The sequence below is a fragment of the Donghicola eburneus genome (assembly GCF_900115865.1).
GTDB lineage: Bacteria > Pseudomonadota > Alphaproteobacteria > Rhodobacterales > Rhodobacteraceae > Donghicola > Donghicola eburneus.
Map to the genome: position 1 here is coordinate 49,392 of NZ_FOXY01000002.1, position 25,752 is coordinate 75,143.

Consider the following 25,752-nt stretch of genomic DNA (forward strand, 5'->3'; position numbering starts at 1 on the left):
CGCGCCCATGACCCAGAGCATCACGATCCGTCGCCCCGACGACTGGCACCTGCACCTGCGCGATGGCGCTATGCTGCAGGGCATCGCACCCGAAAGCGCCCGCCACTTCGGTCGGGCGATCATCATGCCCAACCTCGTGCCCCCTGTGGTCACAGGCGCTCAGGCCTCGGCTTACCGCGAGCGGATCATGGCAGCGATCCCTGAGGGTGCGGATTTCCAACCGCTGATGACCTGCTACCTGACCGAGGACACCGACGCGAGTGATCTGGCGCAGGCCCACGCGGACGGCATCATTACTGCGGTCAAGCTCTACCCCGCAGGTGCGACCACCAACTCGGCCAGCGGCGTGACCGATTTCGACAAAGTCCGCCCCGTTCTCGAAAAGATGGCCGAGATCGGCCTGCCCCTCTGCGTCCACGGCGAAGTCACCGACCCTGCCATCGACATCTTTGACCGCGAAGCTGTGTTTATCGACCGCGTTCTGGACCCGATCCGCAAAGCGACCCCTGCCCTACGCGTGATCATGGAGCACATCACCACCAAGAACGGCGTCGACTACGTGCGTTCGGGCGGCGATAACCTTGCCGCGACGATCACGACGCACCACCTGATCATCAACCGCAACCACATCCTCGTGGGCGGGATCAAGCCGCACTACTACTGCCTGCCTGTCGCCAAACGCGAAGAGCACCGCATCGCCCTGCGCGAAGCCGCCACCAGCGGCGAGGCCAGCTTCTTCCTTGGCACAGATAGCGCCCCCCACGCGGACGCCGCCAAAGAATCCGCCTGCGGCTGCGCGGGCTGCTTCACGGCCACCAACACTATGTCCCTGCTCGCCCACGTCTTCGAAGAAGACGGCACGCTGGACAAACTCGAAGCCTTCGCCTCGCTGAACGGTCCGGCCTTCTATGGCTTGAAACCCAACGACGCGACGCTCACCCTGACCAAACAGGACACCCCCGTCGAGTTCGCGGACAAAATCGACACCGGCGCAGGCCCTGTCACCGTCTTCCAGCCCGGCTTCCCTGTTTTCTGGGCCGCCAACTAACTTCATCTTGGCCAAAATACCCTCGGGGGGAGGCGCGCCAGCGCCGGGGGGCAGACAGCCCCCCCCTCCGCAGCCACAAGGACCCACATCGATGATCCCCACTTCCTACCCCACCCGCGAAGAGATCGCCCGCCTGACCGCCCGCATGCTGCTGGAGATCAAGGCAGTCCACTTCAACGCGCGCGAGCCCTTCACTCTGGCGTCCGGCCTGCCCTCGCCAACCTATATCGACTGCCGCAAGCTGATCAGCTTCCCCCGCATCCGCTCGACCCTGATGGATTTCCTGACCGTCACCGTCATGCGCAACGCAGGGTTCGAGGCGTTCGACAACATCGCTGGCGGTGAAACCGCAGGCATCCCCTTTGCCGCTCTGGTCGCAGAACGCATGGCCCTGCCCATGACCTACGTGCGCAAAAAGCCCAAGGGCTACGGCCGCAACGCCCGCATCGAAGGCGCCATGACCGAAGGCGAGCGCGTCCTGCTGGTCGAAGATCTGACCACCGACGGCGGCTCCAAACTGTCCTTCGTGGATGCGATCCGCGAAACCGGCGCAACCTGCGGCCACACTGCGGTGATCTTCTACTACGGCATCTTCCCCGAGACCGAAAAAACCCTCGGCGATCACGGCGTCGACCTGCACTATCTCTGCACCTGGTGGGACGTTCTGGCCGAAGCCAAGGAAAGCGGCGCCTTTGACGAGGAAACCCTGACCGAGGTCGAGAAATTCCTGAACGCGCCCCGCGAATGGCAGGAAGCCAACAAGAAATGATTCCGCCGCGCCCCCAGAGCGCATCGGAAACATCGTAAATCAGACAGACCGGCGATCTCCCGCCGGTCTGTTTCGTTCCGCGGGATCGAACCGCCTACGCCTTGCCCCAAAAGGTCAGAAGCCCACCACATCTGGTAGGCAGCTATTCACAACTTCTCCACAGACTTATACAGTTTGCCTGACAGGTCCGGCTTCGGTTAACACGGGGCCTCACTATCATTCGAGGATCATGATGAACGAGATTGCAGCCATCAAAGCGCAAGTCGACGACTCAAACGGTCTGCCGCACTCGATCGAGGCAGAGCAGCAGCTGCTTGGGGCGATCCTGACGAATAACGAGATTTACGATCGGGTTGCGACCCTGATCAAACCCCACCACTTCCACGATCCCGTGCACGCCCGCATCTTCGAGGTGGCGGCAGCGCGGATCGCGAAGAACACCCTCGCCTCGCCAGTGACGCTCAAGGCGTTCATGGAAAATGACGAAGGTCTGAAGGAACTGGGGGGCGCCGCCTATCTGGCCCGTCTAGCAGGCAGCGCTGTGGCCGCCTATGCTGCGCGCGACTATGCCCAGATGATCTATGACATGGCGATCCGCCGCGAGCTGATCCAGCTTGGAGAAGAGATCAAGGGCAAGGCCTCCAAGGTCGAGGTCGAATCCGACCCCCGCGCACAGATCACCGATGCTGAGCAGAAGCTCTATAAACTCGGGGAACAGGGCAAATCGGAAACCGGCTTCCAGTCCTTCCTGCGTGCTGTGACCGAGGCTGTGAACACTGCCAACATCGCCTACCAGCGCGAAGGTCAGTTGGCCGGTATTTCAACGGGTCTGATGGACTTGGACGGCAAGATGGGCGGCCTGCACAAGTCGGACCTTATCATTCTAGCGGGTCGTCCCTCGATGGGGAAAACCTCGCTCGCAACCAACATCGCCTTCAACGTGGCCAAGGCGTTCCGGCGCGGCACGCGCCCTGACGGGACCGATGGCACTTTGGACGGCGGCGTCGTAGGCTTCTTCAGCCTCGAAATGAGCGCCGACCAGCTGGCGGGCCGTATTCTGGCCGAAGCCTCGGAAATCAGTTCGCACAAAATCCGTCAGGGTGACTTCACCGAAGAAGAGTTCCGCCGCTTCGTCGAGGCCGCAAAAAGCCTGGAATCCTGCCCCCTGTTCATTGACGACACGCCGGCGCTGCCGATTTCTCAGGTCGCCGCCCGCGCCCGCCGCCTGAAGCGGACCCACGGTCTGGACGTGCTGATGGTCGACTATTTGCAGCTGCTGCGCGGCTCGCAATCGGAAAACCGCGTGAACGAAATTTCGGAGATCACGCAGGGTCTCAAGGCCATCGCCAAGGAACTCCAGATCCCCGTCATCGCCCTGTCCCAGCTGTCGCGTCAGGTGGAAAACCGCGAAGACAAACGCCCGCAGCTGTCGGACCTTCGTGAATCGGGCTCGATCGAACAGGACGCCGACGTGGTGATGTTCGTGTTCCGCGAGGAATACTACAAAGAGCGTGAAAAACCCGGCGAACACGATCTGGAACGCTTGCAGGTCTGGCAAGAAGAGATGGAGCGCCTGCACGGCAAGGCCGAAGTCATTCTGGGCAAGCAGCGTCACGGTCCCATCGGCACGGTCGAACTGTCGTTTGAGTCGCAATTCACCCGCTTTGGCAACCTTGTGAAGCCGTGGCAGCAGAACCAGCAGGGCGATTATTAAGCTGACGCACACATCTTTGTGGATCGTCCAATCTGCGATTTCACTTGACCCTATCATAGGGCATGGCATCTAGGCGCTATGGCACGCTCTGTACTCAAGATTGATCTCGACGCCCTTGCGGCGAACTGGCGCGACCTCGCTGCAGCTTCGGGCTCTGCCGAAGCTGGCGCGGTCGTCAAAGCTGATGGATACGGGCTGGGGGCCACGCAGGTCGCCACCCGACTGGCACGCGAAGGCGCCAAGCGTTTCTTCGTCGCTATCGCCGAAGAAGGCGTTGAGGTGCGCAAGGCCGTCGGGCCAGACGCAACCATCCATGTTTTCGGCGGACATATGGCAGGCGACGCAGCCGTCCTGCGCGACAACGGCCTGATCCCCATGCTGAATTCGGGCGAGCAGTGGCAGCGGCATCAGTCCGAATGCCCTGACCTGCCTTTTGGCATTCAGCTGGATAGCGGTATGAACCGTCTGGGCCTAGAGCCTGAGGACTGGGCCGACATCCGCGACGCCGTGATGGCCAAGGGACCCGAACTGGTGATGAGTCACCTTGCCTGCGCGGACGAACCTGATAACGCGATGAATGCGCAGCAGCTGGAAGCTTTCCGCGATATGACCGCTGGCATTGACGCGCCCAAGTCTCTGTCTGCAACCGGCGGCATTTTAATGGGCGGTGATTTTCATTTCGACGTCACCCGCCCAGGTATCGGCATGTACGGCGGCGAGCCCTTTACCGGTGCGCGCCCTGTGGCCTACCTAAACATCCCTGTGATCCAAGCCCGCACTGTCGGCATTGGCGAAAGCGTGGGATACGGCAACACGTGGGTCGCCCACAAAGAAACCCGTGTCGCAACAATCGCTGCAGGTTACGCCGATGGCATCATCCGCGCGCAGTCTGGCAAAGGTCAGGTTTTCGTGGGCGAGACGCCCTGTGACATTCTGGGGCGCGTCTCCATGGACCTGATCGGCATCGATATCAGTGAATTGGACCACACACCCGAAAGCGTCACCTTCCTTGGCCTGCGTCAGACTGTGGACACTGTGGCGAGCTATGCGGGCACCATCGGGTATGAAATCCTGACCTCGCTCGGCGCGCGGTATCAGCGGGAATACCTCGGCGCATGATCCACTTTTTGGCATCCATCGGTCGCGCGGTCATGGCCGCGCTGGCCAAGGTCGGCTCGGTCGCGCTCTTTGCGCTGGAAACCATTAGCCACCTGTTCCGCCCGCCCTTCTATGGGCGCGAGTTCTGGCACGCGCTGATCCAGATCGGATGGCTGTCTTTGCCCGTCGTTGGCCTCACTGCGTTCTTTACCGGCGGCGCGCTGGCGCTGCAGATCTTTGCAGGTGGATCGCGCTATGGCGCCGAAGCGGTCGTGCCCTCGATCGTGGCGATCGGCATGGTGCGCGAACTTGGCCCCGTTTTGGGCGGCCTGATGGTTGCGGCACGTGTGGCCAGTTCGATCGCCGCCGAGATTGGCACCATGAAGGTCACCGAACAGATTGACGCGCTTGTCACCCTGTCCACCCACCCGATGAAGTACCTGACCCTGCCCCGCGTTCTGGCTGCCACTCTGGCCGTGCCGGTGCTGGTGGCGGTTGGCGACTCGGTCGGGATCATGGGCGGCTATCTGGTCGGCGTCGGACGTCTGGACTTCAACGCGGCGACCTACCTGAAAAATACCGTCGATTTCCTAGAGCCTTGGGACATCACCAGCGGCCTGTTCAAAGGCGCAGCCTTTGGCTTTATCGTAGCGACCATGGGTTGCTATCACGGCATGCAATCAGGCCGCGGTGCCCAAGGCGTTGGCGCGGCGACAAAATCTGCTGTGGTCTCGGCCTCGGTGCTGATTTTCGCGGCCAACTACATTCTCACTGAACTGTTCTTTGCCGCATGATCGAACTTCGCGATATACACAAGACCTTTGGGGCCAACCACGTTCTGCGCGGGGTTGATTTGACCGTCACCAAGGGCAACTCTTTGGTGATCATCGGCGGGTCCGGCACGGGGAAATCCGTGACGCTTAAGTGCATTCTGGGTCTGATCAAACCGGATCAGGGCCAGATTTTTGTGGACGGGCAGAATGTCGAGGACGCGAGCCGCGACGCCTTCCTTGCTCGTTTCGGGATGCTGTTTCAGGGCGCTGCTCTGTTCGACAGTATCCCTGTCTGGCAAAACGTGGCCTTTCGTCTGATGCGGGGAGCATTGAAACGCCCCAAAGACGAAGCCCGCGAAGTTGCCATTGAAAAGCTGCGGCGCGTGGGCCTGAAACCCGAAGTCGCAGACAAATTTCCCGCTGAACTTTCTGGCGGCATGCAAAAACGTGTGGGCTTGGCCCGCGCGATTGCCGCAGATCCCGAAATCATTTTCTTTGACGAACCCACCACTGGCCTCGACCCGATTATGTCGGGTGTTATCAATGACCTGATCCGTGAAATTGTGACGGAGATGGGGGCCACCGCGTTAACGATCACCCATGACATGACCAGTGTGCGGGCCATTGCCGATAACGTGGCGATGCTGCACGATGGCGTTGTGAAATGGACCGGACCCGTTAACGATATGGACACGTCCGGCGATCCATATGTGGACCAGTTTATTCACGGCCGTGCCGAAGGGCCTATTGCCGCGGTGCGCTAAATACCGAGGAGGGGCCATATTGCTAGAGCCCAGTTATCCAGTTCTGATTTTCTTTGCCCTGCGAAATGGTCTGTACCTCGCTGGTCTTTTACCCATCGCTCTGGCCAAGGCGATCGTTTGCCGCAGCCCCGCCCGTTTTTGGGCCATTGGTGCGCTGATCCTCTGCCTGATTAGTGCGGTCGCGTATTATGTCGTCCCCGCGCTGGGGCTCTACACCGCTCCGATCGCGGTCTGGGCCTCTTCGATCAAAACCTACGGCGGCGGCGTCATGGTGCCTTTGTTCGCGTCGGTGATGATGCTGGCCTGCGCCACATCCCACGGGTCGCGCTGGCCTTGGCTCGATTACCTACACGGGATTGGCTTCGTCGTCTGGTTGGTGCTGTGGGGCTGGACCACTTGGTTCTGATCCGGCGTTGGGCCAATCTGGCCTGCCTGATCCTCTACCCGGTGGCGTGGTGGGCTCCGCTGGCCCGCGCTGGGGTCCTGCCGCTCTTTGGCCTATCAGAAATCTCCGTGCTGTCTGGCATTGCCAGCCTCTGGTCAACAGACATTGTCCTGGCCGTTGTCGTCGCGCTGTTTGCAATGGTCGCACCGATGGCCAAATCCCTTGCAATCGCTCTGGCCGATTTTGGCATCATTCGCGGTGCCCCGCGCTGGGTCACTTTACTAGGCCGCCTCGCCATGGCCGATGTTTTCCTGATCGCCCTATACATTACTCTGGCCAAAGGCATCGGGATCGGGCGAGTAGAGACCGGCTGGGGCCTCTATCTCTTTACCCTGCTTGTGATTATCCAACTGCTGCTGACCCTGATCAAACCGGAACATAAAAAGAACACTTGCGCTTTGCCCCCCGAATAGGCACATCTGCATTATGGCAAAGAAAGCGATTTTCAAATGCTCCGAATGCGGGGCGTCCTACACAAAATGGTCGGGCCGCTGCGATAGTTGCGGCGCGTGGAATTCCATCGAAGAAGAGGTGCCGCTGTCAACGGCGGGCCCCGCCAAGAAAACCCTTGGCGCGATGAAGGGGCGAAGCATCCCCCTGACCGACCTTGGCACGACCGAAGCCCCCCCGCCCCGCACCATGAGCGGGATGAGCGAATTGGACCGCGTGCTGGGTGGCGGACTGGTGGATGCCTCGGCGATTCTGGTGGGCGGCGATCCCGGCATCGGGAAATCGACCCTTCTGCTGCAGGGGGCCGCACGGTTTGCCGAAGCAGGACTGAAGGTCGTGTATATTTCGGGCGAGGAAGCCAGCGCACAGGTGCGAATGCGGGCGCAGCGTTTGGGCCTGTCCCACGCACCGGTCCTGCTCGGGGCCGAAACCAACCTGCGGGATATCCTGACCACTCTGGAAACCGAAAAGCCCGATCTGGCCATCATCGACTCGATCCAGACCATGTGGGCCGATCATGTTGAGAGCGCACCGGGCAGTGTCAGTCAGGTTCGCGCGGCCGCGCATGAATTAACCACGTTTGCGAAACAGCGCGGCATGGCGGTCATCCTTGTCGGCCACGTGACCAAAGAGGGCCAGATCGCAGGCCCTCGCGTGGTGGAACACATGGTCGACACCGTACTCTATTTCGAGGGCGAGCGCGGTCACCAGTTCCGCATCCTGCGCAGCGTCAAAAACCGCTTTGGTCCTGCGGACGAAATCGGTGTGTTCGAGATGACCGGCGGCGGTCTGTCCGAGGTGTCGAACCCCTCTGCCCTGTTCCTATCCGAACGCGGGGAACCGACGCCCGGTTCTGTCGTGTTCTCTGGGATCGAAGGCACACGTCCCGTTCTGGTCGAAATGCAGGCGCTGGTCGCCCCCAGTCCGCACTCCCAACCGCGCCGCGCAGTGGTCGGGTGGGATTCGGCCCGCCTCGCCATGATCCTCGCTGTTCTCGAGGCGCGATGCGGCATCGCCTTTGCCGGACTGGATGTTTACCTCAATGTCGCGGGCGGGATGAAGATTTCTGAGCCTGCCGCTGACTTGGCCGTTGCAGCAGCACTTTTGTCAGCAAGAGAAGACGCAGCGCTGCCCAAAGACACCGTCGTTTTCGGTGAAATCAGTCTCTCTGGCGCCATACGTCCGGTGGGCCAAACCGAAAACAGGTTGAAAGAAGCCCAAAAACTTGGTTTTTCAACCGCAATCGTCCCTAATGCGAAAAAGGACGGGGACACAGCCGGTATGCAAACCCGCACTTTTGCGGATCTGACCGGTTTTGTTGGTGATATTTTCGGCGCGGGATAGCGCGCCCAAGGCGGGGACGACGCATGGAAGGTTTCACGATTATTGACGCAGTTGTCGCGGGCGTGGTGGTCCTATCGGCACTGCTGGCATTCTCTCGTGGGATCGTCCGCGAAGCGCTGGCCATCGCAGGCTGGATTGCGGCAGCGGTACTGGCGTTTATCTTTGCCCCTGCGGTCGAGCCGCTGGTCACCGAAATCCCCGTTGTCGGCGACTTCTTGTCGGACAGCTGCGAATTGTCGATCATCACAGCCTTTGCCTGCGTGTTCGCGCTGGCGCTGGTGGTCGTGTCGCTGTTTACCCCACTCTTTTCCAGCCTCGTGCAGGAAAGTGCCCTTGGCGGCGTGGATCAGGCACTGGGGTTTGTGTTCGGCGTGGTGCGCGGCATCCTTCTCGTGGGGATCGCGTTCTTCCTGTATAACACCGTGATGACCACCCAGACCGTCGAAGTGGTAAACAATTCGCGTTCGGCCGTTGTATTCAGCCAGATGACCGGCCAGATCGAGGATCAGAACCCCGAGCAGGCGCTTGGTTGGATCACCCAGCAGTACGAAGGTCTGGTTGGCCGCTGTGGCGCCCCCGCGGGTAACTAAACACGAAACGATAAACTTCCATTCACGAATGTAATCCTTTCGTGACACTTCTGCGCACGGCCCTTATATGGGGCCGTGCTAGGCCATTCTTGGATTCGGAGACCCCTCTTGACCGCCCAGATGCCCCCCGCCCATCCGTTCGATGATGACAAACTGCGCGAAGAGTGCGGTGTTTTCGGTGTTGTCGGTGTACAAGACGCAGCAAACTTTGTTGCTCTTGGCCTTCACGCACTGCAGCACCGTGGTCAGGAAGCCGGCGGTATTGTCAGCCACGATCCGGAACAGGGTTTCAATTCGGCACGCCGCTTCGGCTATGTCCGTGATAACTTTACGAAACAGAGCCTGATGGAGACGCTGCCCGGTCCGCTTGCGATCGGCCACGTGCGTTATTCGACCGCTGGCTCCAAAGGCAACACCGCGATCCGCGACGTGCAGCCGTTCTTTGGTGAATTCTCGATGGGTGGTGCTGCCATTGCCCACAACGGGAACATCACCAACGCAAACGCCCTGCGCCGCGAACTGATCGAGCGTGGGTCGATCTTCCAGTCCAGCTCGGATTCGGAATGCATCATCCATCTGATGGCCCGTTCGCTGCAACAGAACGTGCCCGAGCGGATGAAAGACGCCCTGCGCCGTGTCGAAGGCGCGTTCAGCGTCGTCGCCATGACCCGCACCAAGCTGATTGGTGTCCGTGATCCCTTGGGCGTGCGCCCGCTGGTGATTGGCCGCATCGGCGATGATGGCTACGCGCTGTCGTCGGAAACCTGTGCGCTGGACATCATCGGTGCAGAGTTCGTTCGCGAAGTCGAGCCCGGCGAGATGGTGGTGATCGAACATGGTCACCTGAAATCGCACCGCCCCTTCGAAGCCGCGAAATCGCGCTTCTGCGTGTTCGAGCAGGTGTACTTCTCGCGTCCCGACTCGATCCTTGGGGGCCGCTCGGTTTACGAGACCCGCCGCCAGATCGGTGTGGAACTCGCGCGAGAAGCTGCCGTTGATGCGGATCTGGTCTGCCCCGTTCCAGACAGCGGCACCCCCGCTGCGATCGGGTTCAGCCACGAATCCGGCATTCCCTACGGAATGGGCATCATCCGCAACCAGTACATGGGCCGGACGTTCATTGAGCCGACAGAGCAGATCCGGAACATGGGTGTGCGTCTGAAGCTGAACGTGAACCGCGCCCTGATCAAAGGCAAACGCGTTATCCTCGTGGACGACTCGGTTGTGCGCGGCACCACCAGCCGCAAGATCAAGGACATGCTGCTGGACGCAGGCGCTGCCGAAGTGCACTTCCGTATCGCGTCGCCGCCCACCGCGTGGCCCTGCTTCTACGGTGTGGACACCCCCGACCGAGAGAAGCTGCTGGCGGCCCGCATGAGCGAAGAGGAAATGTGCGACTACCTCGGTGTCGACAGCCTCAAGTTCATCTCGCTGGATGGTCTGTACCGCGCTGCAGGCGAAGCCGAAGGCCGCAACAACAGCTGCCCGCAGTTCTGTGACGCGTGCTTCTCGGGCGAATACCCCGTGCGTCCGCGCGACATGATCGAAAAAGGCTTTGAGCTGAAGGCCGCAGAATGACGGGGGGCCTGACATTCAGGCCCCACCACTTTCTCTGTGCTCTGGGTTATCGGGGCAAAGGGTATTCTGACGCCTTTACGGCAAATATGACACAGATCGTCACCAACGGGCTTTTTGCCAATGGTGGCGACCACACCCTGATCCGCGTGCGCGCCTCTGCGGACAGCCTGTGCGCCCCCTGCCCCAAACGCCGTGGCGAGGGATGCACGAACCAAGCCGAAATTGATGCTCTGGACGGTCGCCATGCCGCTGCCCTGAACCTGAAGCACGGGGACGTGCTGACGTGGGGACAAGCCAAAATGCGCATCCGCGAAAAGGTGCGGCCTGACGATCTGGATAGCCTGTGCAAGGGATGTAAATGGCTGGAGCTGGGGCTGTGCAAGTCAGCCCTCAGCGATTTGCACCGCGGCGCTTAGGCCGGAAAGAATTCTGCCGGCGTCCGCATGGCCGGCAGCGCCAGCATCCGGTCCATCCATGCCTGCATCTTTTCGGTCGGCTCTTGACCCGCCTCGCGCACCCACTGCACGTAACCCCAGACCTGCACGTCGCCAAAGCCAGGTGCATCCCCGTGCAGGAACGGCGCATCCCCCAGCAGCACATCGAAATTCGCCGCATCGACCGCATAGCGCCCTTCGAGCCATTTGATCACCGCAGGATCCCAGCCGACAAACTGGTCCACATGCGCTTGCTTCAGTTGGGGCAAACACATGCCAATCCGGTTCGCCTCCCACATCAGCAGACTACGGCCCCGCGCGGTGCCTTCGGCGCTTTCGCCTCCCAAAACGCCAAAACGTTCCGCGATCTGCATCAGGATCGCCCCTGACTGGAAGTACGGCGTGCCATCAATCACCAGCACCGGCACCTCGCCCAAGGGGCTGACCGCCAGAAAATCCGTGGGCCGCGTGGCGCGTTCGGCCCAGATATCCACGAACACGGTCCGGTGGGGAATCTCGGCCAGCGACAAGGCCAAAGCGACTTTGCAAGCGTGGCCGGAATCAGGATGGCCGTAGAGCACGATCTCAGTCATTGGAAATTTCCGTAGTTTAATCTATGCGCTCAGTTCCGCGCAGGGCCGCGCGTCTGTCAACCAAAGAGAGCGTGCGCCGCGCGTTTCACCGCTCTTTTCGCCGCAGGGCCGCCAATTTGCAGCGATGCCATCTTGATCCCACCGCCAAACCCTGAAATCTGATCGCCCATGGAACAGACCAACGCACCCAAGATCGCCCTTGTGACCGGCGCCTCGCGCGGCCTCGGGGCCGCCCTGTCCGAGCTACTCTCGGCCGAGTACCACATCGTTGCCGTGGCCCGCACCACTGGCGCGCTCGAAGAGCTGGATGACCGCATTCAGGCGCGGGGCGGCAGCGCCACGCTGGCCCCGATGGACATCACCAACCGCGACGCGATGGCCCAACTGTGCCGCAGCATCTATGACCGCTGGGGCAAAATCGACCTCTGGGCGCACACTGCGGTGCACGCCACCGCGCTGACCCCTGCCGACCACATCATGGCCAAGGATTGGGACAAGTCGATGGCGGTCAACGCCACCGCAACCGGTGTGCTGATCCCTTACATCTCGCCGCTTCTTGGCGACAAAGGCACCGCTGTCTTCTTTGACGATCCCAAGGCAGGCGAGAAGCTGTACGGTGCCTATGGCGCCACCAAAACAGCACAGATCGCCCTTGCCCGCAGCTGGCAAAAAGAGACCGAGCGCCTTGGCCCGCGCGTCGTGATCACCGAGCCTGATCCAATGCCGACCGCCACACGCGCTCGTTTCCACCCTGGCGAGGACCGTGAGGCGCTGAATGCGCCAATGGATGTTGCCAAAAAACTGTTGGATCAGCTTTTCGCCTGACCCACCGCTGGACCTGCCCCTTTGCCTGAACTATTCACGAATTAAGAAACAGTTCAGGGGCAGGTCATGCGCATTCTCATTACCAACGACGACGGCATCAACGCGCCCGGCCTGGTCGCGCTCGAAGAGATTGCCACCACACTTGCCGGTCCAGATGGCGAGGTTTGGGTCGTTGCCCCCGCGTTCGAGCAGTCGGGCGTTTCTCACTGCATCAGCTACACCCATCCCACGATGATCGCACAGATGGGGCCCCGCCGCTTCGCGGCAGAGGGCAGCCCCGCCGATTGCGTGCTGGCCGGTGTCCACCACGTTCTGAAAGACACGCCTCCGGATCTGATCCTGTCGGGCGTTAACCGTGGTAACAACTCGGCCGAGAACGCGCTCTACTCGGGCACCCTTGGTGGCGCGCTCGAAGGGGCGCTTCAGGGCATCCCGTCCTTTGCGCTGTCGCAATACCTCGGGCCGGAAAACTACGACATCGAAGACCCGTTCGAGGCATCGCGCACCCACGGCGCAGCCACCATCCAGAAAATTCTGGACGCCGGTCTGCCGGATGGCCCCACCTACCGCACGTTTTACAACGTGAACTTCCCGCCTGTACCTGCTGCTGGTGTCAAGGGCGTGCGCGCTGCGCCCCAAGGTCTGCGCCTTGGCACCAGTTTCGCGGTCGAGCCGCACAAAGCGCCGTCTGGCCGGATGTTCCTGTGGGCCCGTGGCGGCGACCAGCGCGCCGTGACCCAAGAGGGCTGCGACGCGGACGTGAACCTGAATGGTTATATCTCGGTCACCCCCATGCGTGCCGATTTCACGGCCCATGACATGCTGGGTGCACTCGGCGACGCCCTGAATCAGGGATGATGATGGACGAGGCAGCCCAGCAGAAGATGCAATTCATGTTCGCCCTGCGCTCGCACGGGGTGACGGATGCGCGTGTGCTGTCCGCAATGGAGGCCATCGACCGCTCCTATTTTGTCAAAGGCATCTTCTCGGCCCGCGCCTATGAGGACACCCCCCTGCCCATTGCCTGTGGGCAGACAATTTCACAGCCGTCAGTCGTCGCCATGATGACCCAAGCACTGAAACTGTCCCCTCGGGACAAGGTGCTAGAGGTCGGTACAGGTTCTGGCTATCAAGCCGCGATCCTGTCGCAATTGGTGCGCCGCGTTTACACGGTGGACCGCCACGCCCGCTTGGTCAAAGACGCGATGTCCCTGTTTCGCAGACTTGATCTGAACAACATCACGGCTCTGATTGCCGATGGCAGCTATGGTCTGCCCGAGCAGGCGCCTTTCGACCGCATTATTCTGACCGCCGCAGCCGAAGACCCCCCGGGTCCGCTCTTGGCCCAACTCAAGGTCGGCGGTATCATGGTGCTACCGGTCGGCCAATCAGACGCCGTCCAGAGCTTGATCCGCGTCACAAAGACCGAAGATGGCCTGCATTACGACGAATTGCGCCCTGTGCGCTTTGTGCCTCTCGTCGAGGGGCTTGGAAAAGACTAGGTTTATTTTTAGTACCCAAGGGCCCTGCCAATGGCCGCAGACGACAAGAGCCCGCACGAGAGGATGATCGAGATGACCCGCTTCGCCTACATGCGCTTTCCCAAAGCCATGACTGCTGTTCTTGGTGTCGGACTGCTGTCCGCGTGTGACCCCAACAGCATGGATGTAGATTTTCGCAGCGTCGGCAAGGGGTTTGATACCTCGTCCGCCGTCACCGGCGGCACCCTAAGCCGCCCTGCCCCCGACGCCCGTGGTGTAATTTCCTACCCCAGCTATCAAGTGGCGCTCGCTCGCAACGGTGAAACCGTGCAGCAAGTGGCCGACCGTCTGGGGATCAGCGCCCAAGAATTGGCGTCGTATAACGGCTTGAAAACCGGCGACCGCTTGCAGCGCAACGAATTGCTGGCCCTGCCGACCAAGATCGACAACAGCATTAGCGCACCTTCCGGTATTCAGACGACCTCGCTCGGGGCCCCGTCCGTGGACATCACCACCATGGCCGGCAATGCCATCGAAAACAGCCCGACCACCATTTCGCCACCCGCAAACGCGACGCCCGCCCCTGCGGCGCCCGCAGGACCGACCCCAGTGCGCCACAAAGTCGTGCGCGGCGAGACTGCCTTTATCATTGCGCGCCAGTACGGCGTGTCAGTGCGCAGCCTAGGCGAGTGGAACGGTCTGGATAGCAACTTCACCGTCCGCGAAGGACAGGTGCTGCTGATTCCTGTCAGCGAACAGACCGCTGCAGCCCGCACTGCCGCCAGCACAGCCGTCGCAGAGAAGCCTCAGTCGCCGGGCAACGGATCGCCAACACCGACCCCGCCGTCGGCCACCACGCCGCTGCCCAAAGAGCAGACCCAAGCGGCCTCTGAACCGGTCGCAGCGCCTGCTGCCCCCGAGGTCAAGCAAACCGCCAAGGCAGGTGGTCGTCTGGGCTGGCCCGTGCAGGGCAACATCGTCCGCGATTACAAGAAGGGCACCAACGAGGGTATCGACATTGCGTCTTCGGCTGGCACATCGGTCAAAGCAGCCGAGGCGGGTACCGTTGCTGCGATCACCGCTGACGCCAATCAGGTGCCAATCCTCGTGGTCAAACACGCAGGCAATCTGCTGACCGTCTATGCCTATATCGACGACCTGCAGGTCAAGAAAGGCGACACTGTCAGCCGTGGCCAGACCATCGCGAAGGTCCGCGCAGGCAGCCCTGCGATCCTGCACTTCGAGGTCCGCGATGGCTTTGAAAGCGTCGATCCGACAGATTACCTGAACTGATCTGGCATCACCCAGAGATGCAAAAGGCCCCTTCACTGCGAAGGGGCCTTTTTGTTTGAGAGCTGAGGTAACGGTCAGAGCGAAACGTCGTGCCGTCCTGCCAGATCGGTAAAGAACTGCCACGCCACGCGGCCAGAACGGGCCCCACGTGTTGCTGTCCATTCAATCGCCTCGGCGCGCACAGTTTCTTCGTCTACGGTCATGCCATGGGCCGCAACGTAGCCAAAGATCATCGACATGTATTCGTCCTGCGAACAGGGATGGAAGCCCAGCCAAAGCCCGAAACGATCCGACAGAGAAACCTTTTCTTCGACCGCTTCCGCAGGATTGATCGCGCTGGAGCGTTCGTTCTCGATCATGTCCCGCGGCATCAGGTGACGCCGGTTCGAGGTCGCATAGAAAATCACGTTGTCCGGACGCCCTGCGATACCGCCATCCAGAACGGCCTTGAGCGATTTGTAGTGCTGGTCGTCGTGGCTGAAGCTGAGGTCATCACAGAACAGAATAAACCGGCGCTGGGGCGCCTCGCGCAGCAGGTCCATCAGACGCGCTACGGTGGGTAGGTCCTCGCGGGCGAGTTCGACCACTTTCAGCGGCAAGCCTTCATCCAGCAGCTTGGCGTGCACGGCCTTAACCAGACTGGATTTGCCCATGCCCCGCGCGCCCCAAAGCAACGCGTTGTTCGCAGGAAAGCCTTTGGCGAACTGGCGGGTGTTGGCCAGCAACGTGTCGCGGCTCCGGTTGATGCCGACCAGCAGGTCGAAATCCACGCGGGACACTTTGTTCACAGGGGTCAAACGCTCTGGCGCAGTTTGCCACAAGAAAGCATCAGCACTGTCAAAGTCCGGAGCGGCAAGCGGCGCCGGAGCCATCCGCTCCAGCGCCGCTGCAATACGTTCCAAAGGATCGGTCACTTGCGGTCCTCTTCGTCCTCGTCGAATTCCTTCATCAAAGGATCATTCTTGATCAGGGGATCTTCGGCCAGATCCTCTTCTTCTTCGTCGTCATAGTAGCCTTCGGCCCGTAGACGCGCCTCGCGCTTTTTCTCAACACGGGCAACAAGGAAGATCGAGATTTCGTACAGACCGTAGACCACGACAAACAGGATCACCTGCGTGATAATATCCGGCGGCGTCACCACAGCGGCGAGGATCAGGATCGCCACCACTGCGTATTTCCGCACCGCACCAAGGCCCTCTGCGCTGACAATGCCGGCCTTCCCAAGCAAGGTCAGCAAGACAGGCAGCTGGAAACACAGACCAAACGCCACGATGAACTTGATGGTCAGGCTCAGGTATTCTTGCGCAGAGCCCATAAAGGCAATCGCGCTATGCTGGGTCTGCTGCACTTCGCCATCTGTCACCAAGACGCCATCTTGTTGGAAGCCAAGGAAGAAGTCGAACGCCATCGGCGTCACAACGAAATAAGCGAACGATGCCCCGAGAAAGAACATGAAGGGCGAAGCCACCAAGAACGGCAGGAAAGCGCCCTTCTCGGATTTGTACAGACCCGGCGCAACAAAGCGCCACAGCTGGTAGCTGATCATCGGGAAGGACAGCACCAAACCGCCCAAGAGCGAGATCGACACAGCCACAAAGAAGCCCTCTTGCAGCTTGATCAGTACAAGGCCGCAATCCTCCTGCCCGCGTGCGGCGAGCGCCGAGCACAGAGGCTCGGTCAGGAAGTTGAAGATCGGGTTCCACACGGTGAAACAGATCACCATGCCAACCACAAAGGCCAGCATGGCGCGGATCAGTCGGGTACGAAGCTCAGCCAGATGCTCGATCAGCGGGGCCGAGGAATCTTCGATCTCGTCGGTTTTGGTCATGTACGGGGTCCGTTATTCCCTGTCGCCACTGGTGCTGGCCGGTGCCGGTGCAGGGCTGGCAGGCGCGTCTGCGCTGGCGGCATCTGCGGCGGCCTTGGCTTCGGCGTCCTGACGGGTCTGCGCCTTGCGGGCAGTTGCGTCATGGATCTTGCGTGCGGCGTCCGCCCGCTTTTCGTCCATGCCCCGCGCCTCAGCGTCAGGGTTCCAGTCGGTGAAGCTCTTGGCCGCATCTTTGACGCTGTCGAGGCCCATGTCCTTGTAGGACGCGGCGCTCTTGAAGCTGTTGGCAGCATCTTTGACGCCAGCATCGTCGGCGGCCTGTTCCATCGCCCGAGAGAATTCGCGGGCCATGCCTTTGGCCTTGCCCACGAACCGTCCGACGTTGCGGAACAGTACAGGCAAGTCCTTGGGACCGACGACGATCAGCGCCACGATCCCGATCAGCAGCAACTCGCTCCAGCCAAGGTCAAGCATGTGGGCTTACGCCTTGTCTTTTTCTTCGGCGGGGGTCACGTCGCGCGCGTCATCACTTTTGTCTTCCAGCTCTTCAGAGCCGTCCTTGACGCCCTTTTTGAAGGCGGTGATGCCCTTGCCAACTTCGCCCATCAGCGAGCTGATCTTGCCGCGTCCGAACAGGACCAGCACAACAACAGCGATCAGAAGAAGACCGGGCAGCCCGATGTTATTCAGCATGTATTCTCTCCCTTGCAGGGGCCCGATCCATTATGTCGCCGAGCCTCGCACAAACATCGCAACAATATGTATGGAGTCTGTCGCAGGGTTAAAAGCGCGAAACGGTCCCTAATGTCGGATTTTTTGCATTTGTTTCGTAAGCTGCTTGCCACGGGCAACTTTTCGCCAGCTTGCAGGCGCCTTTAGACAGTCGCCGGATACACAAAGCATCGGTCGCGCCGCAGCATGAGCCACAGGGGTTTTCCGGGCTTGGGCAGGAACACACCGGGGACGTTTGCCCGCAGAATCGAGCCATCGTAGTCCATACGGAATTCGACCAGACTCTCTTTGCCCATAAAACGGGCACGTTCCACAATACCCCGTGCGGGGGTGCCATCAGTCGGCGTCGGGTTCGGACCGCGTCCCCCGCGATCAAAGTCAATCCGGATATGCTGCGGGCGGATCACGATATCCACTTCGGCACCGTCAGGCACACCAGGCGCAAGGAACTGACCAAAGGGCGTTTCTGTCAAAGCCCCCTTCACAGTGCCGCGCAACACATTGATGTCACTAAAGAAAGCGACTGCGCGCTTATCGACGGGATTGTTGTAGATGTTATAGGGTGCACCCTGCTGGACGATCAAACCGTCGCGCATCAGAGCGATTTCGTCCGCCATGCGCATCGCCTCTTCGGGCTCGTGGGTCACGAGCAGGACTGCAGTGTCTTCGTCTTTGAGAACGGCCAAGGTTTCATCACGGATATCGTCGCGCAGACGATTATCAAGCCCCGAGAAGGGCTCGTCCATCAGCATGATGCGGGGCTTGGGCGCCAGTGCGCGGGCCAAGGCGACACGCTGTTGCTCGCCCCCTGACAGTTCGTGCGGATAAGAATCGATGTAGCGGCCCATGGCCACCTTGTTCAGCAGTTCCTCGACGCGGGCCCGCTTGCTGTCTTTGTCACCCTTGAGGCCAAAAGCGACATTCTCGGCTACGCTCAGGTGGGGAAACAGGGCGAAATCCTGAAACATGAGGCCGATCGAGCGGCGCTCTGGCGGCACGCGAAACACCGTGTCACAGATCAGGTTGCCATCAACGTAAATCTCGCCGCTGTCCTGCATCTCGACACCCGCGATCATCCGCAGGGTCGTGGATTTGCCGCATCCAGAAGGCCCCAACAGACAGGTCACCTGACCCGGCAACACCTTGAGCGAGACGCCTTTCACAACCTGATTGCCCTCGAAACTACGGGTCAGGTTACGGATCTCGAGGCGCGGGATGGGTGCAGTATGGGGCAAGTCTGTCCTCTTTACTTTCCGACTATTTCTGTCGGGTCCTCGGCTGATAGCAAGCCCGCCCCTGCCCTGCAAGCAAAGCTGCAGGGTCGGCCCTGCGTTTTTGACAGGACCGTCAGGGGCGGGATTGGAATTTACATCGTGGTGTTGGTGGCGCCGCCGTCCAAGAGCACGTTCTGCCCGACCATGAACTTGGCGTATTGCGAGCACATGAACGCGCATGTCGCGCCAAAGTCACGAGCATCGCCATATGCGCCGGTCGGGATGCTAGCCAGACGCCGGGAACGCGCCTCTTCGACTGTGATGCCTTCGGTCTTGGCGGTGTTTCCGTCCAGCGCAATCATGCGGTCGGTCGCGTGGATGCCGGGCAGCAGGTTGTTCATGATCACACCGCTTGGCGCGACCTGACGCGAGGTACCCGCCACGTAACCGGTCAGACCCGCGCGGGCCGAGTTCGACAGCCCCAAAGCCGCGATGGGTGCCTTGACCGAAACGCTGGTGATGTTCACCACGCGGCCCCAGCCGCGCTCTTCCATACCGGGGACAAGCGCTTTGATCAGTGCGATCGGTGCCAGCATGTTCGCATCCAGCGCTGCAATGAAATCCTCGCGGTCCCAGTCCTTCCAGCTACCCGGAGGGGGGCCGCCCGCGTTGTTCACCAGAATGTCGACCTGTCCGGCCACTTCCAACAGTTGCGCGCGTCCTTCTTCGGTGGTCACGTCGCAGGCCACGGTTTCGACGGTCACGCCATACTTTTCGCGGATCTCTGCGGCGGTGGCTTCCAACGCCTCAACGCCACGTGCGTTCATCACCAGATTGACGCCCGCTTCGGCCAGTGCTTCGGCGCAGCCACGGCCCAGCCCCTTGCTGGATGCACAGACCAGTGCGCGTTTACCTGCGATACCCAAATCCATTATTCTCTCCCCTTGAGCTTATTTAGCTGAACTTTCGGTCGTTCTTTACAATGTCTTCCGGCCAATTGCCCGACCCATCACAAAGCTGACCTAGATTCGCCTTCATTCCTTGAATAAGTAATCAGTAGCGAGACAAAGGAAACCCACCCTATGGGCAATTCGCCCCGAGCCACGTCCCTACCGCCGCAAAGTTTGCCCGTCTTCCGGAGCGAACAGTTCATCGTGGTTTCAGGTGCCAACATCGGTGACACCCTTTCCTTTGCCGAAGATTTGGCGCTGGATGACGTGTACTGCTTGGAAAAAGGCGCACCCGCGCGTCTGTCCATTCTGCCCGAAACCCGCAGCAAAGCGCGCATCGCGCCGGATACCGAAGTCGGTCTGGCGGGAAACCTGACCGTGCTGGACAGCTGCATCACCTTGATGTCCCCACGCGGCGACACGACCGAAGCGCTGATTCTCGTTGAACTGGATGACGAGATGGACGTGCAAGAAGTGTACCTACTGCCCCTCGCTCGTCTGGTGCCAGGCGACGATTATACGCTGGTCGGGATCAGTACCGATGACGCTGCCCAAAAACTGGCCCAAGTGGCCTGTGTGGCGTTTTCACGCGGCACACATATCACTTTGGCCTCGGGCCGACAGACCCCTATCGAGGAACTGCAGGTCGGAGACCGCGTTTTGACCCGGGATTGCGGTGTGCAGCAGATCCGCTGGATCGGCCAGACCACAGTGCGCGCGGCTGGGGCCTTTGCACCTATCGTGATCACCGCTGGAACGTTGAACAACGAACACGATCTGGTGGTCAGCCCCGAACACCGGCTCTTTATTTATCAGCGTCAGGACCATCTTGGGGCGGGCCGCTCCGAAGTGTTGATCAAAGCGCGGCACCTTGTGAATGGCGACACGATCTATTGGCGCGAAGGCGGGTTCGTCGACTATTTCCAGCTGCTGTTTGATGAACACCAGATCATCTACGCCGAAGGCATCGCCGCCGAAACGCTGCTTTTGGACCTGCGCACAGAGGCCGCTCTGCCAGACGACGTGATCCAGAGCGTTGCGGACAGTGCGCTTGGCGAGGCGGGATTGACCTCCCAGTCGCTCGAAGTGCCCGAAAGCCTGCTGCAATCGCCGGACATCCTGAAACGCATCCGCAGCGCCTCTTCGGGCTAGGGATCGCAAGGCAGGCTTGCCGAAATCCAGCGGGCGCTGTATGCGCGAGGCCATGCTGGATACATCTTCTAATCGCCCCGCCCTACCCCCTGAAATCGCCCGCCGCCGGACTTTTGCGATCATCTCGCACCCCGACGCCGGTAAGACGACTCTGACGGAAAAATTCCTGCTCTATGGTGGCGCGATCCAGATGGCCGGTCAGGTGCGCGCCAAAGGCGAAGCGCGCCGCACGCGTTCTGACTTCATGAAGATGGAACAGGATCGCGGGATCTCGGTCAGCGCCTCGGCGATGTCGTTCGATTTCCGTGAATTTCGTTTCAACCTTGTCGACACCCCCGGTCACTCGGACTTTTCCGAAGACACCTACCGCACCCTGACGGCGGTGGACGCGGCGATCATGGTGATCGACGGCGCAAAAGGCGTTGAAAGCCAGACCCAGAAACTGTTCGAGGTCTGCCGCTTGCGCGACCTGCCCATCCTGACCTTCTGTAACAAGATGGACCGCGAGAGCCGCGATACCTTCGAGATCATCGACGAGATCCAAGAAAACCTCGCCATCGACGTGACGCCTGCCAGCTGGCCGATCGGCATGGGCCGCGATTTCTTGGGCTGCTACGACATGATCAACGACCGGCTGGAACTGATGGACCGCGCCGACCGGAACAAAGTCGCCGAGTCGATCAAGATCCAAGGTTTGGACGATCCCAAACTGGCAGAACACATCCCCGCCGACATGCTGGACCAGCTGCGCGAAGAGGTCGAGATGGCCCGCGAACTGCTGCCCGCGCTCGACCCTCAGTCGGTGCTCGAAGGGCACATGACCCCGATCTGGTTCGGCTCTGCGATCAACAGCTTTGGCGTCAAGGAACTGATGGACGGGATTGCCAACTACGGTCCCGAACCCCAGCCCCAAAGCGCCGATCCTCGCCAGATCAGCCCCGATGAAACCAAAGTCGCGGGCTTTGTCTTTAAGGTGCAGGCGAACATGGACCCCAAGCACCGCGACCGCGTGGCGTTTGTGCGTCTGGCCTCGGGCCACTTCAAGCGCGGCATGAAGCTGACCCATGTGCGCACCAAGAAGCCTATGGCGATCTCGAACCCCGTGCTGTTCCTCGCGTCGGACCGCGAACTGGCCGAAGAGGCTTGGGCGGGCGACATCATCGGCATCCCGAACCACGGTCAGCTTCGCATCGGCGACACCCTGACCGAAGGCGAGACCATCCGCGCCACCGGCATCCCCAGCTTTGCACCGGAACTGTTGCAGGGCGTCCGCGCGGGCGACCCGATGAAGGCCAAGCACCTTGAAAAGGCGCTGATGCAATTCGCCGAAGAAGGCGCGGCCAAGGTGTTCAAACCGAACATTGGCTCGGGCTTTATCGTCGGCGTGGTGGGCGCGCTGCAGTTCGAAGTTTTGGCCAGCCGGATCGAGCTTGAGTACGGCCTGCCCGTCCGGTTTGAGGCGAGCCAGTTCACCAGCGCCCGTTGGGTGTCCGGTGCCAAGGCTGACGTGGACAAGTTCGTCAACACGAACAAGCAGCACATCGCGTTCGATCACGATGGCGACGTTGTGTACCTAACCCGCATGCAGTGGGACATCGACCGCGTGGTCCGCGATCACCCCGAACTAAGCCTGACCGCGACCAAAGAAATGATGGTCTAATAGCTGGGGCGTTCTGCGCCCCAACTTGCCAAAGGCTGATACCGTCAGCCAGATGCGCGATCGACGCTTCGCCCCGCTGCGTTTTTTGAACGCGGCGGGCAAATTACTACGCAAATCGCTCCCTTAGGACTACTCCCCTAAAGTTCACGCCCCCAGCTATCGGACGCCTCGAAAGCGGACGGTTTGGCATGTCAGCTGAGCCGAGCATCGTTCGCATCCTCAGCTACGAACGACTCACTGGCTTTGCTGGCATAAGACGAAACCCAGTTCTGTCTGACCCGAGAAGACCAGTGCAAGACGGCTATGCCATAAACGCTTGGAACAGCACGAGCTTACGCACGTTTACATCGAGAAGCGCGGAGCCCAAGGCTTCGGTGATTTCATCCTCAATGTGACTGGGACGTCATCTCGTCCGCGACCTGCATCCGGCAATTTGGATGCCCCAACGTCGCGGGCCTCGAACAGGCCGTCCCGCATTTCAGTGACGTGTTCAGAGAGAAAGGGACCCCATGACCCAGAGCAGTATTCGCGGCATCGAGCATATCGGCCTGACCGTTCCAAATCACGAAGAGGCCATCCGATTTTTCAAAGCCGCCTTTGGGGCCGAAGTGCTCTACTCGCTTACTGACAAGGATCACGACCCCATCACCCACGAGGATGTGGGATCAAAGAACAGACTGCGCAAAGGCACCCGCATGGTCGCCGTTTCAATGCTGCGGCTCCAGAACGGCGCGAACCTAGAGGTTTTTAAGATTGATCGGCCCGGCGGCGAGACGGGGCGCAGCATTTCCGATTACGGCATCAGCCACTTCAGTGTGACGGTGGATGATATCGACGCCGCGACACAGGCTTTCGCGGCTGCGGGCGGTGAGCTGCTGGAAGGGCCCTACGACCTGAGCGATCAGGAAGAAGGACCCGGGAACCGCGGCCAGTTCGGCCTGACCCCGTGGGGTCTGCTGATCGAGTTCGAACAACTCCCTGCGCCGATGTCCTATGACTGCCACCCAAGCCGCCCACGCTGGATCCCTGCGCCGGCCTCGAAAAAGGCGTCCTGAGAGACGCTCGTTCCCGATTTACAAACCAAGGAATTTCCCATGAATTACGCTCCCCTCGGCACCACCGGTTTCAACATCTCGCCCATCGTTTTTGGCGGCAATGTCTTTGGCTGGACCCTCGACGAAGCCGAAAGCTTCAAAATTCTGGATGCGTTTATCGACCACGGGTTCGACGCGATCGACACCGCAGATGTCTACTCGGCATGGGCCGATGGCAATTCGGGCGGCGAGTCCGAGACGGTGTTAGGCAACTGGTTCGCGGCACGGCCCGGCATGCGGGACAAGGTCAAACTCTTTACCAAGGTCGGCTCGGACATGGGCGGCGACGGGCAAAAGGGCCTTGGCGCAGACTGGATCAGCGCGGCGATCAACAAATCGCTGTCGCGTTTGCAAACCGACTACGTCGATCTGTACTTTTCGCACTGGCCTGATGACAGCGTAACTCATGCCGAAACCCTCGGCGCCTATGATGCTTTGCTCAAGTCGGGCAAGATTCGCGCGATCGGTGCCTCAAACTATGACGAGACATTGCTTCGTGCCGCGCTCGACACCTCTGTGTCAGAGGGGCTGCCTACCTACCAAGTGATCCAGCCGGAATACAACCTATATGACCGCGATGCGCTGGATGGCGGGCTGCGTGAGCTATGCCTGAAAAAGAACATCGGCGTAGTCACCTACTTCTCGCTCGCTGCCGGATTTTTGTCGGGGAAATACAGATCCAAGGACGATCTGGCCGGACGTCAGCGCGGCGGCATGGTCGAGAAATACCTGACAGAGCGCGGGATGAAGCTGATCGACATACTCGAAGATGTTGCCGCACTGCACAATGCCAAGCCTGCCGAAGTAGCGCTTGCGTGGCTCATTGCCCGCGATGGCGTAACGGCCCCAATCGCGTCAGCCACCAGCCTGAGCCAAGTCGAAAGCTTTGCCAAAGCCGCAGCGTTGAGCCTGACCGACGAAGACATGTCGCGCCTGACCAACGCCTAAGGAGCGCGCGGCGTGTCCCAAATCGCGCCGCGCAACCGGTCTGAATGCTAGATACAATTCTTCTTGTGACCGCCGCGCTGATCGTCGGGATGTCCAAAGGCGGCCTTGCCTCCGCGGCTGCGATCGCGGTCCCAATGCTCGCGCTTTTTATGAACCCGGTCAAAGCCGCCGCGACCCTGCTACCAGTGTACATCGTGACCGACTGGATCGGCGTATGGCTCTACCGCCAGCATTATTCCAAACGCAATCTGCTGATCCTGACGCCATCAATTCTGCTTGGGGTCGCCATTGCGACATTTATCACCCCTTACACGCCGGAATACGCCCTGCTCATCTTTACTGGTCTGATCGGCCTGTGGTTTTGCGCCCGCGCTAGGCTAAAACGCGGCTCAACTGAAAAGCACGAGGCCAAGGTCCTGCCCGGCGTTTTCTGGGGCACCCTGACCGGCATAGCCAGCTTCATCACCCATTCCGGCGCACCTCCGTCCCAAGCCTATTTGCTGCCGCAAAAGCTGCCGAAGCTGGAATTCGCCGGAACCATCGCCATCGCTTTTGCCATCGGCAATCTGGTGAAATTGCCCGCCTACTGGGCCATTGGCCAGTTGGATGGCTTGAATTGGGGGCTGATCGCCGCTCTCGCAGCGTCGGGCGTCGCTGGGACATTCGCGGGGCGGTACATCACCGGAATCCTGTCAGAAGCTGTTTACATGAGGATCATCCAAATCATGCTTTTTGTCCTGTCGATCCTGCTCCTGATCCGCGGTGGAATGGAGGGGTTCGGAGGCTGACAGGGTGCCCAATCACGTAGAGCATGATCATGCCCCGACCAATTCGCCAACGCGCGCATCCGGTTGGCGGGGTTAAAATCCACCGCAACTTCTTACTGCCTCTAACGTATTATTGAGAGATACTGCGCAAAACTCCCCGTTGCGATTTCGAAATCGAACACGCCTGTTCGGTTTTCCAACCCTAAGG

Annotated in this window: 28 protein-coding genes; 21 read left to right on the top strand and 7 right to left on the bottom strand. The window is 60.4% G+C overall.

Features of this window, described 5'->3' with window-relative positions; genetic code table 11:
- Positions 1–7: 7 nt before the first annotated feature.
- From pyrC to BM225_RS02930, 12 genes are all read left to right on the top strand, one after another.
- Positions 8–1,048 (top strand): dihydroorotase, encoded by a 1,041-nt coding sequence (pyrC, locus tag BM225_RS02875; RefSeq protein WP_072706866.1) that lies wholly within the window; start codon positions 8–10, stop codon positions 1,046–1,048.
- A 91-nt stretch (positions 1,049–1,139) separates the two neighbouring features.
- Entirely contained in the window at positions 1,140–1,817 is a 678-nt protein-coding gene (locus BM225_RS02880; RefSeq protein WP_072706867.1) for an orotate phosphoribosyltransferase, read from the top strand.
- 232 nt (positions 1,818–2,049) lie between these two features.
- Positions 2,050–3,531 (top strand): replicative DNA helicase, encoded by a 1,482-nt coding sequence (locus BM225_RS02885; RefSeq protein WP_072706868.1) that lies wholly within the window; start codon positions 2,050–2,052, stop codon positions 3,529–3,531.
- A 78-nt stretch (positions 3,532–3,609) separates the two neighbouring features.
- Positions 3,610–4,650, top strand: coding sequence for an alanine racemase (gene alr, locus BM225_RS02890; protein ID WP_072706869.1), 1,041 nt, complete (start codon positions 3,610–3,612; stop codon positions 4,648–4,650).
- On the top strand, positions 4,647–5,423 hold the full coding sequence (locus BM225_RS02895) for an MlaE family ABC transporter permease (protein ID WP_072706870.1): 777 nt from the start codon (positions 4,647–4,649) through the stop codon (positions 5,421–5,423). The genes alr and BM225_RS02895 overlap by 4 nt, the downstream gene beginning before the upstream one ends.
- Positions 5,420–6,166 carry an ABC transporter ATP-binding protein gene (locus BM225_RS02900; protein ID WP_072706871.1) on the top strand — a complete coding sequence of 249 codons (747 nt, stop codon included), beginning with the start codon at positions 5,420–5,422 and terminating at the stop codon, positions 6,164–6,166. The genes BM225_RS02895 and BM225_RS02900 overlap by 4 nt, the downstream gene beginning before the upstream one ends.
- A gap of 19 nt (positions 6,167–6,185) precedes the next feature.
- The gene (locus tag BM225_RS02905; RefSeq protein ID WP_072706872.1) at positions 6,186–6,572 is read left to right on the top strand and encodes a hypothetical protein; all 387 of its coding nucleotides are present in this window, start codon (positions 6,186–6,188) and stop codon (positions 6,570–6,572) included.
- Positions 6,548–7,024 carry a paraquat-inducible protein A gene (locus BM225_RS02910; RefSeq protein WP_245780403.1) on the top strand — a complete coding sequence of 159 codons (477 nt, stop codon included), beginning with the start codon at positions 6,548–6,550 and terminating at the stop codon, positions 7,022–7,024. Before BM225_RS02905 ends, BM225_RS02910 begins: the two co-directional genes overlap by 25 nt.
- A 13-nt stretch (positions 7,025–7,037) precedes the next feature.
- The gene (gene radA, locus BM225_RS02915) at positions 7,038–8,405 is read left to right on the top strand and encodes a DNA repair protein RadA (RefSeq protein WP_072706873.1); all 1,368 of its coding nucleotides are present in this window, start codon (positions 7,038–7,040) and stop codon (positions 8,403–8,405) included.
- A 23-nt stretch (positions 8,406–8,428) separates the two neighbouring features.
- Entirely contained in the window at positions 8,429–8,995 is a 567-nt protein-coding gene (locus BM225_RS02920) for a CvpA family protein (RefSeq protein ID WP_072706874.1), read from the top strand.
- 120 nt (positions 8,996–9,115) lie between these two features.
- Positions 9,116–10,573: an amidophosphoribosyltransferase gene (gene purF, locus BM225_RS02925; protein WP_072707244.1), complete on the top strand. Its 1,458-nt coding sequence runs from the start codon at positions 9,116–9,118 to the stop codon at positions 10,571–10,573.
- Entirely contained in the window at positions 10,570–10,989 is a 420-nt protein-coding gene (locus BM225_RS02930) for a DUF1284 domain-containing protein (protein WP_072706875.1), read from the top strand. Before purF ends, BM225_RS02930 begins: the two co-directional genes overlap by 4 nt.
- On the opposite strand, the gene BM225_RS02935 is transcribed toward BM225_RS02930, so the two are convergent.
- Complete coding sequence (locus BM225_RS02935; RefSeq protein WP_072706876.1) at positions 10,986–11,600, bottom strand: glutathione S-transferase family protein; 615 nt, start codon at positions 11,598–11,600, stop codon at positions 10,986–10,988. The two genes, BM225_RS02930 and BM225_RS02935, sit on opposite strands and share 4 nt — an antisense overlap.
- Before the next feature lie 168 nt (positions 11,601–11,768).
- Between BM225_RS02935 and BM225_RS02940 the strand changes: the two genes are divergently transcribed.
- The 4 genes from BM225_RS02940 to BM225_RS02955 all read left to right on the top strand — a co-directional run bounded on the left by BM225_RS02940 (position 11,769) and on the right by BM225_RS02955 (position 15,199).
- Positions 11,769–12,425 (top strand): SDR family NAD(P)-dependent oxidoreductase, encoded by a 657-nt coding sequence (locus BM225_RS02940; RefSeq protein ID WP_072706877.1) that lies wholly within the window; start codon positions 11,769–11,771, stop codon positions 12,423–12,425.
- Between the two features lie 66 nt (positions 12,426–12,491).
- Positions 12,492–13,283 carry a 5'/3'-nucleotidase SurE gene (gene surE / locus BM225_RS02945; protein ID WP_072706878.1) on the top strand — a complete coding sequence of 264 codons (792 nt, stop codon included), beginning with the start codon at positions 12,492–12,494 and terminating at the stop codon, positions 13,281–13,283.
- A gap of 2 nt (positions 13,284–13,285) precedes the next feature.
- Positions 13,286–13,927 carry a protein-L-isoaspartate(D-aspartate) O-methyltransferase gene (locus BM225_RS02950; RefSeq protein ID WP_420809843.1) on the top strand — a complete coding sequence of 214 codons (642 nt, stop codon included), beginning with the start codon at positions 13,286–13,288 and terminating at the stop codon, positions 13,925–13,927.
- A 30-nt stretch (positions 13,928–13,957) separates the two neighbouring features.
- Positions 13,958–15,199: a LysM peptidoglycan-binding domain-containing protein gene (locus BM225_RS02955; protein WP_245780405.1), complete on the top strand. Its 1,242-nt coding sequence runs from the start codon at positions 13,958–13,960 to the stop codon at positions 15,197–15,199.
- Between the two features lie 74 nt (positions 15,200–15,273).
- Here BM225_RS02955 and BM225_RS02960 read toward each other — a convergent pair whose 3' ends face one another.
- The 6 genes from BM225_RS02960 to BM225_RS02985 form a co-directional block, all read right to left on the bottom strand.
- Entirely contained in the window at positions 15,274–16,113 is an 840-nt protein-coding gene (locus tag BM225_RS02960) for an ATP-binding protein (protein ID WP_072706880.1), read from the bottom strand.
- The gene (gene tatC, locus BM225_RS02965; RefSeq protein ID WP_072706881.1) at positions 16,110–17,027 is read right to left on the bottom strand and encodes a twin-arginine translocase subunit TatC; all 918 of its coding nucleotides are present in this window, start codon (positions 17,025–17,027) and stop codon (positions 16,110–16,112) included. The genes BM225_RS02960 and tatC overlap by 4 nt, the downstream gene beginning before the upstream one ends.
- Before the next feature lie 12 nt (positions 17,028–17,039).
- A complete protein-coding gene (gene tatB, locus BM225_RS02970) occupies positions 17,040–17,501 on the bottom strand; it encodes a Sec-independent protein translocase protein TatB (RefSeq protein WP_072706882.1) in 462 nt (153 codons plus the stop codon).
- 6 nt (positions 17,502–17,507) lie between these two features.
- On the bottom strand, positions 17,508–17,720 hold the full coding sequence (locus BM225_RS02975) for a twin-arginine translocase TatA/TatE family subunit (protein ID WP_072706883.1): 213 nt from the start codon (positions 17,718–17,720) through the stop codon (positions 17,508–17,510).
- Between the two features lie 182 nt (positions 17,721–17,902).
- Positions 17,903–18,994 (bottom strand): ABC transporter ATP-binding protein, encoded by a 1,092-nt coding sequence (locus BM225_RS02980; RefSeq protein WP_072706884.1) that lies wholly within the window; start codon positions 18,992–18,994, stop codon positions 17,903–17,905.
- A gap of 131 nt (positions 18,995–19,125) precedes the next feature.
- Entirely contained in the window at positions 19,126–19,905 is a 780-nt protein-coding gene (locus BM225_RS02985; RefSeq protein ID WP_072706885.1) for an SDR family oxidoreductase, read from the bottom strand.
- Positions 19,906–20,055: 150 nt separating this feature from the next.
- Between BM225_RS02985 and BM225_RS02990 the strand changes: the two genes are divergently transcribed.
- From BM225_RS02990 to BM225_RS03010, 5 genes are all read left to right on the top strand, one after another.
- Positions 20,056–21,075, top strand: a complete 1,020-nt coding sequence (locus BM225_RS02990; RefSeq protein WP_072706886.1) for a Hint domain-containing protein — start codon at positions 20,056–20,058, stop codon at positions 21,073–21,075.
- Positions 21,076–21,127: 52 nt separating this feature from the next.
- Positions 21,128–22,735 carry a peptide chain release factor 3 gene (locus BM225_RS02995; protein ID WP_072707248.1) on the top strand — a complete coding sequence of 536 codons (1,608 nt, stop codon included), beginning with the start codon at positions 21,128–21,130 and terminating at the stop codon, positions 22,733–22,735.
- Between the two features lie 509 nt (positions 22,736–23,244).
- Positions 23,245–23,790, top strand: coding sequence for a VOC family protein (locus BM225_RS03000; RefSeq protein ID WP_072706887.1), 546 nt, complete (start codon positions 23,245–23,247; stop codon positions 23,788–23,790).
- A gap of 39 nt (positions 23,791–23,829) precedes the next feature.
- Positions 23,830–24,777, top strand: coding sequence for an aldo/keto reductase (locus BM225_RS03005; protein WP_072706888.1), 948 nt, complete (start codon positions 23,830–23,832; stop codon positions 24,775–24,777).
- Between the two features lie 44 nt (positions 24,778–24,821).
- Positions 24,822–25,565, top strand: coding sequence for a sulfite exporter TauE/SafE family protein (locus BM225_RS03010; protein WP_072706889.1), 744 nt, complete (start codon positions 24,822–24,824; stop codon positions 25,563–25,565).
- Positions 25,566–25,752 lie beyond the last annotated feature (187 nt).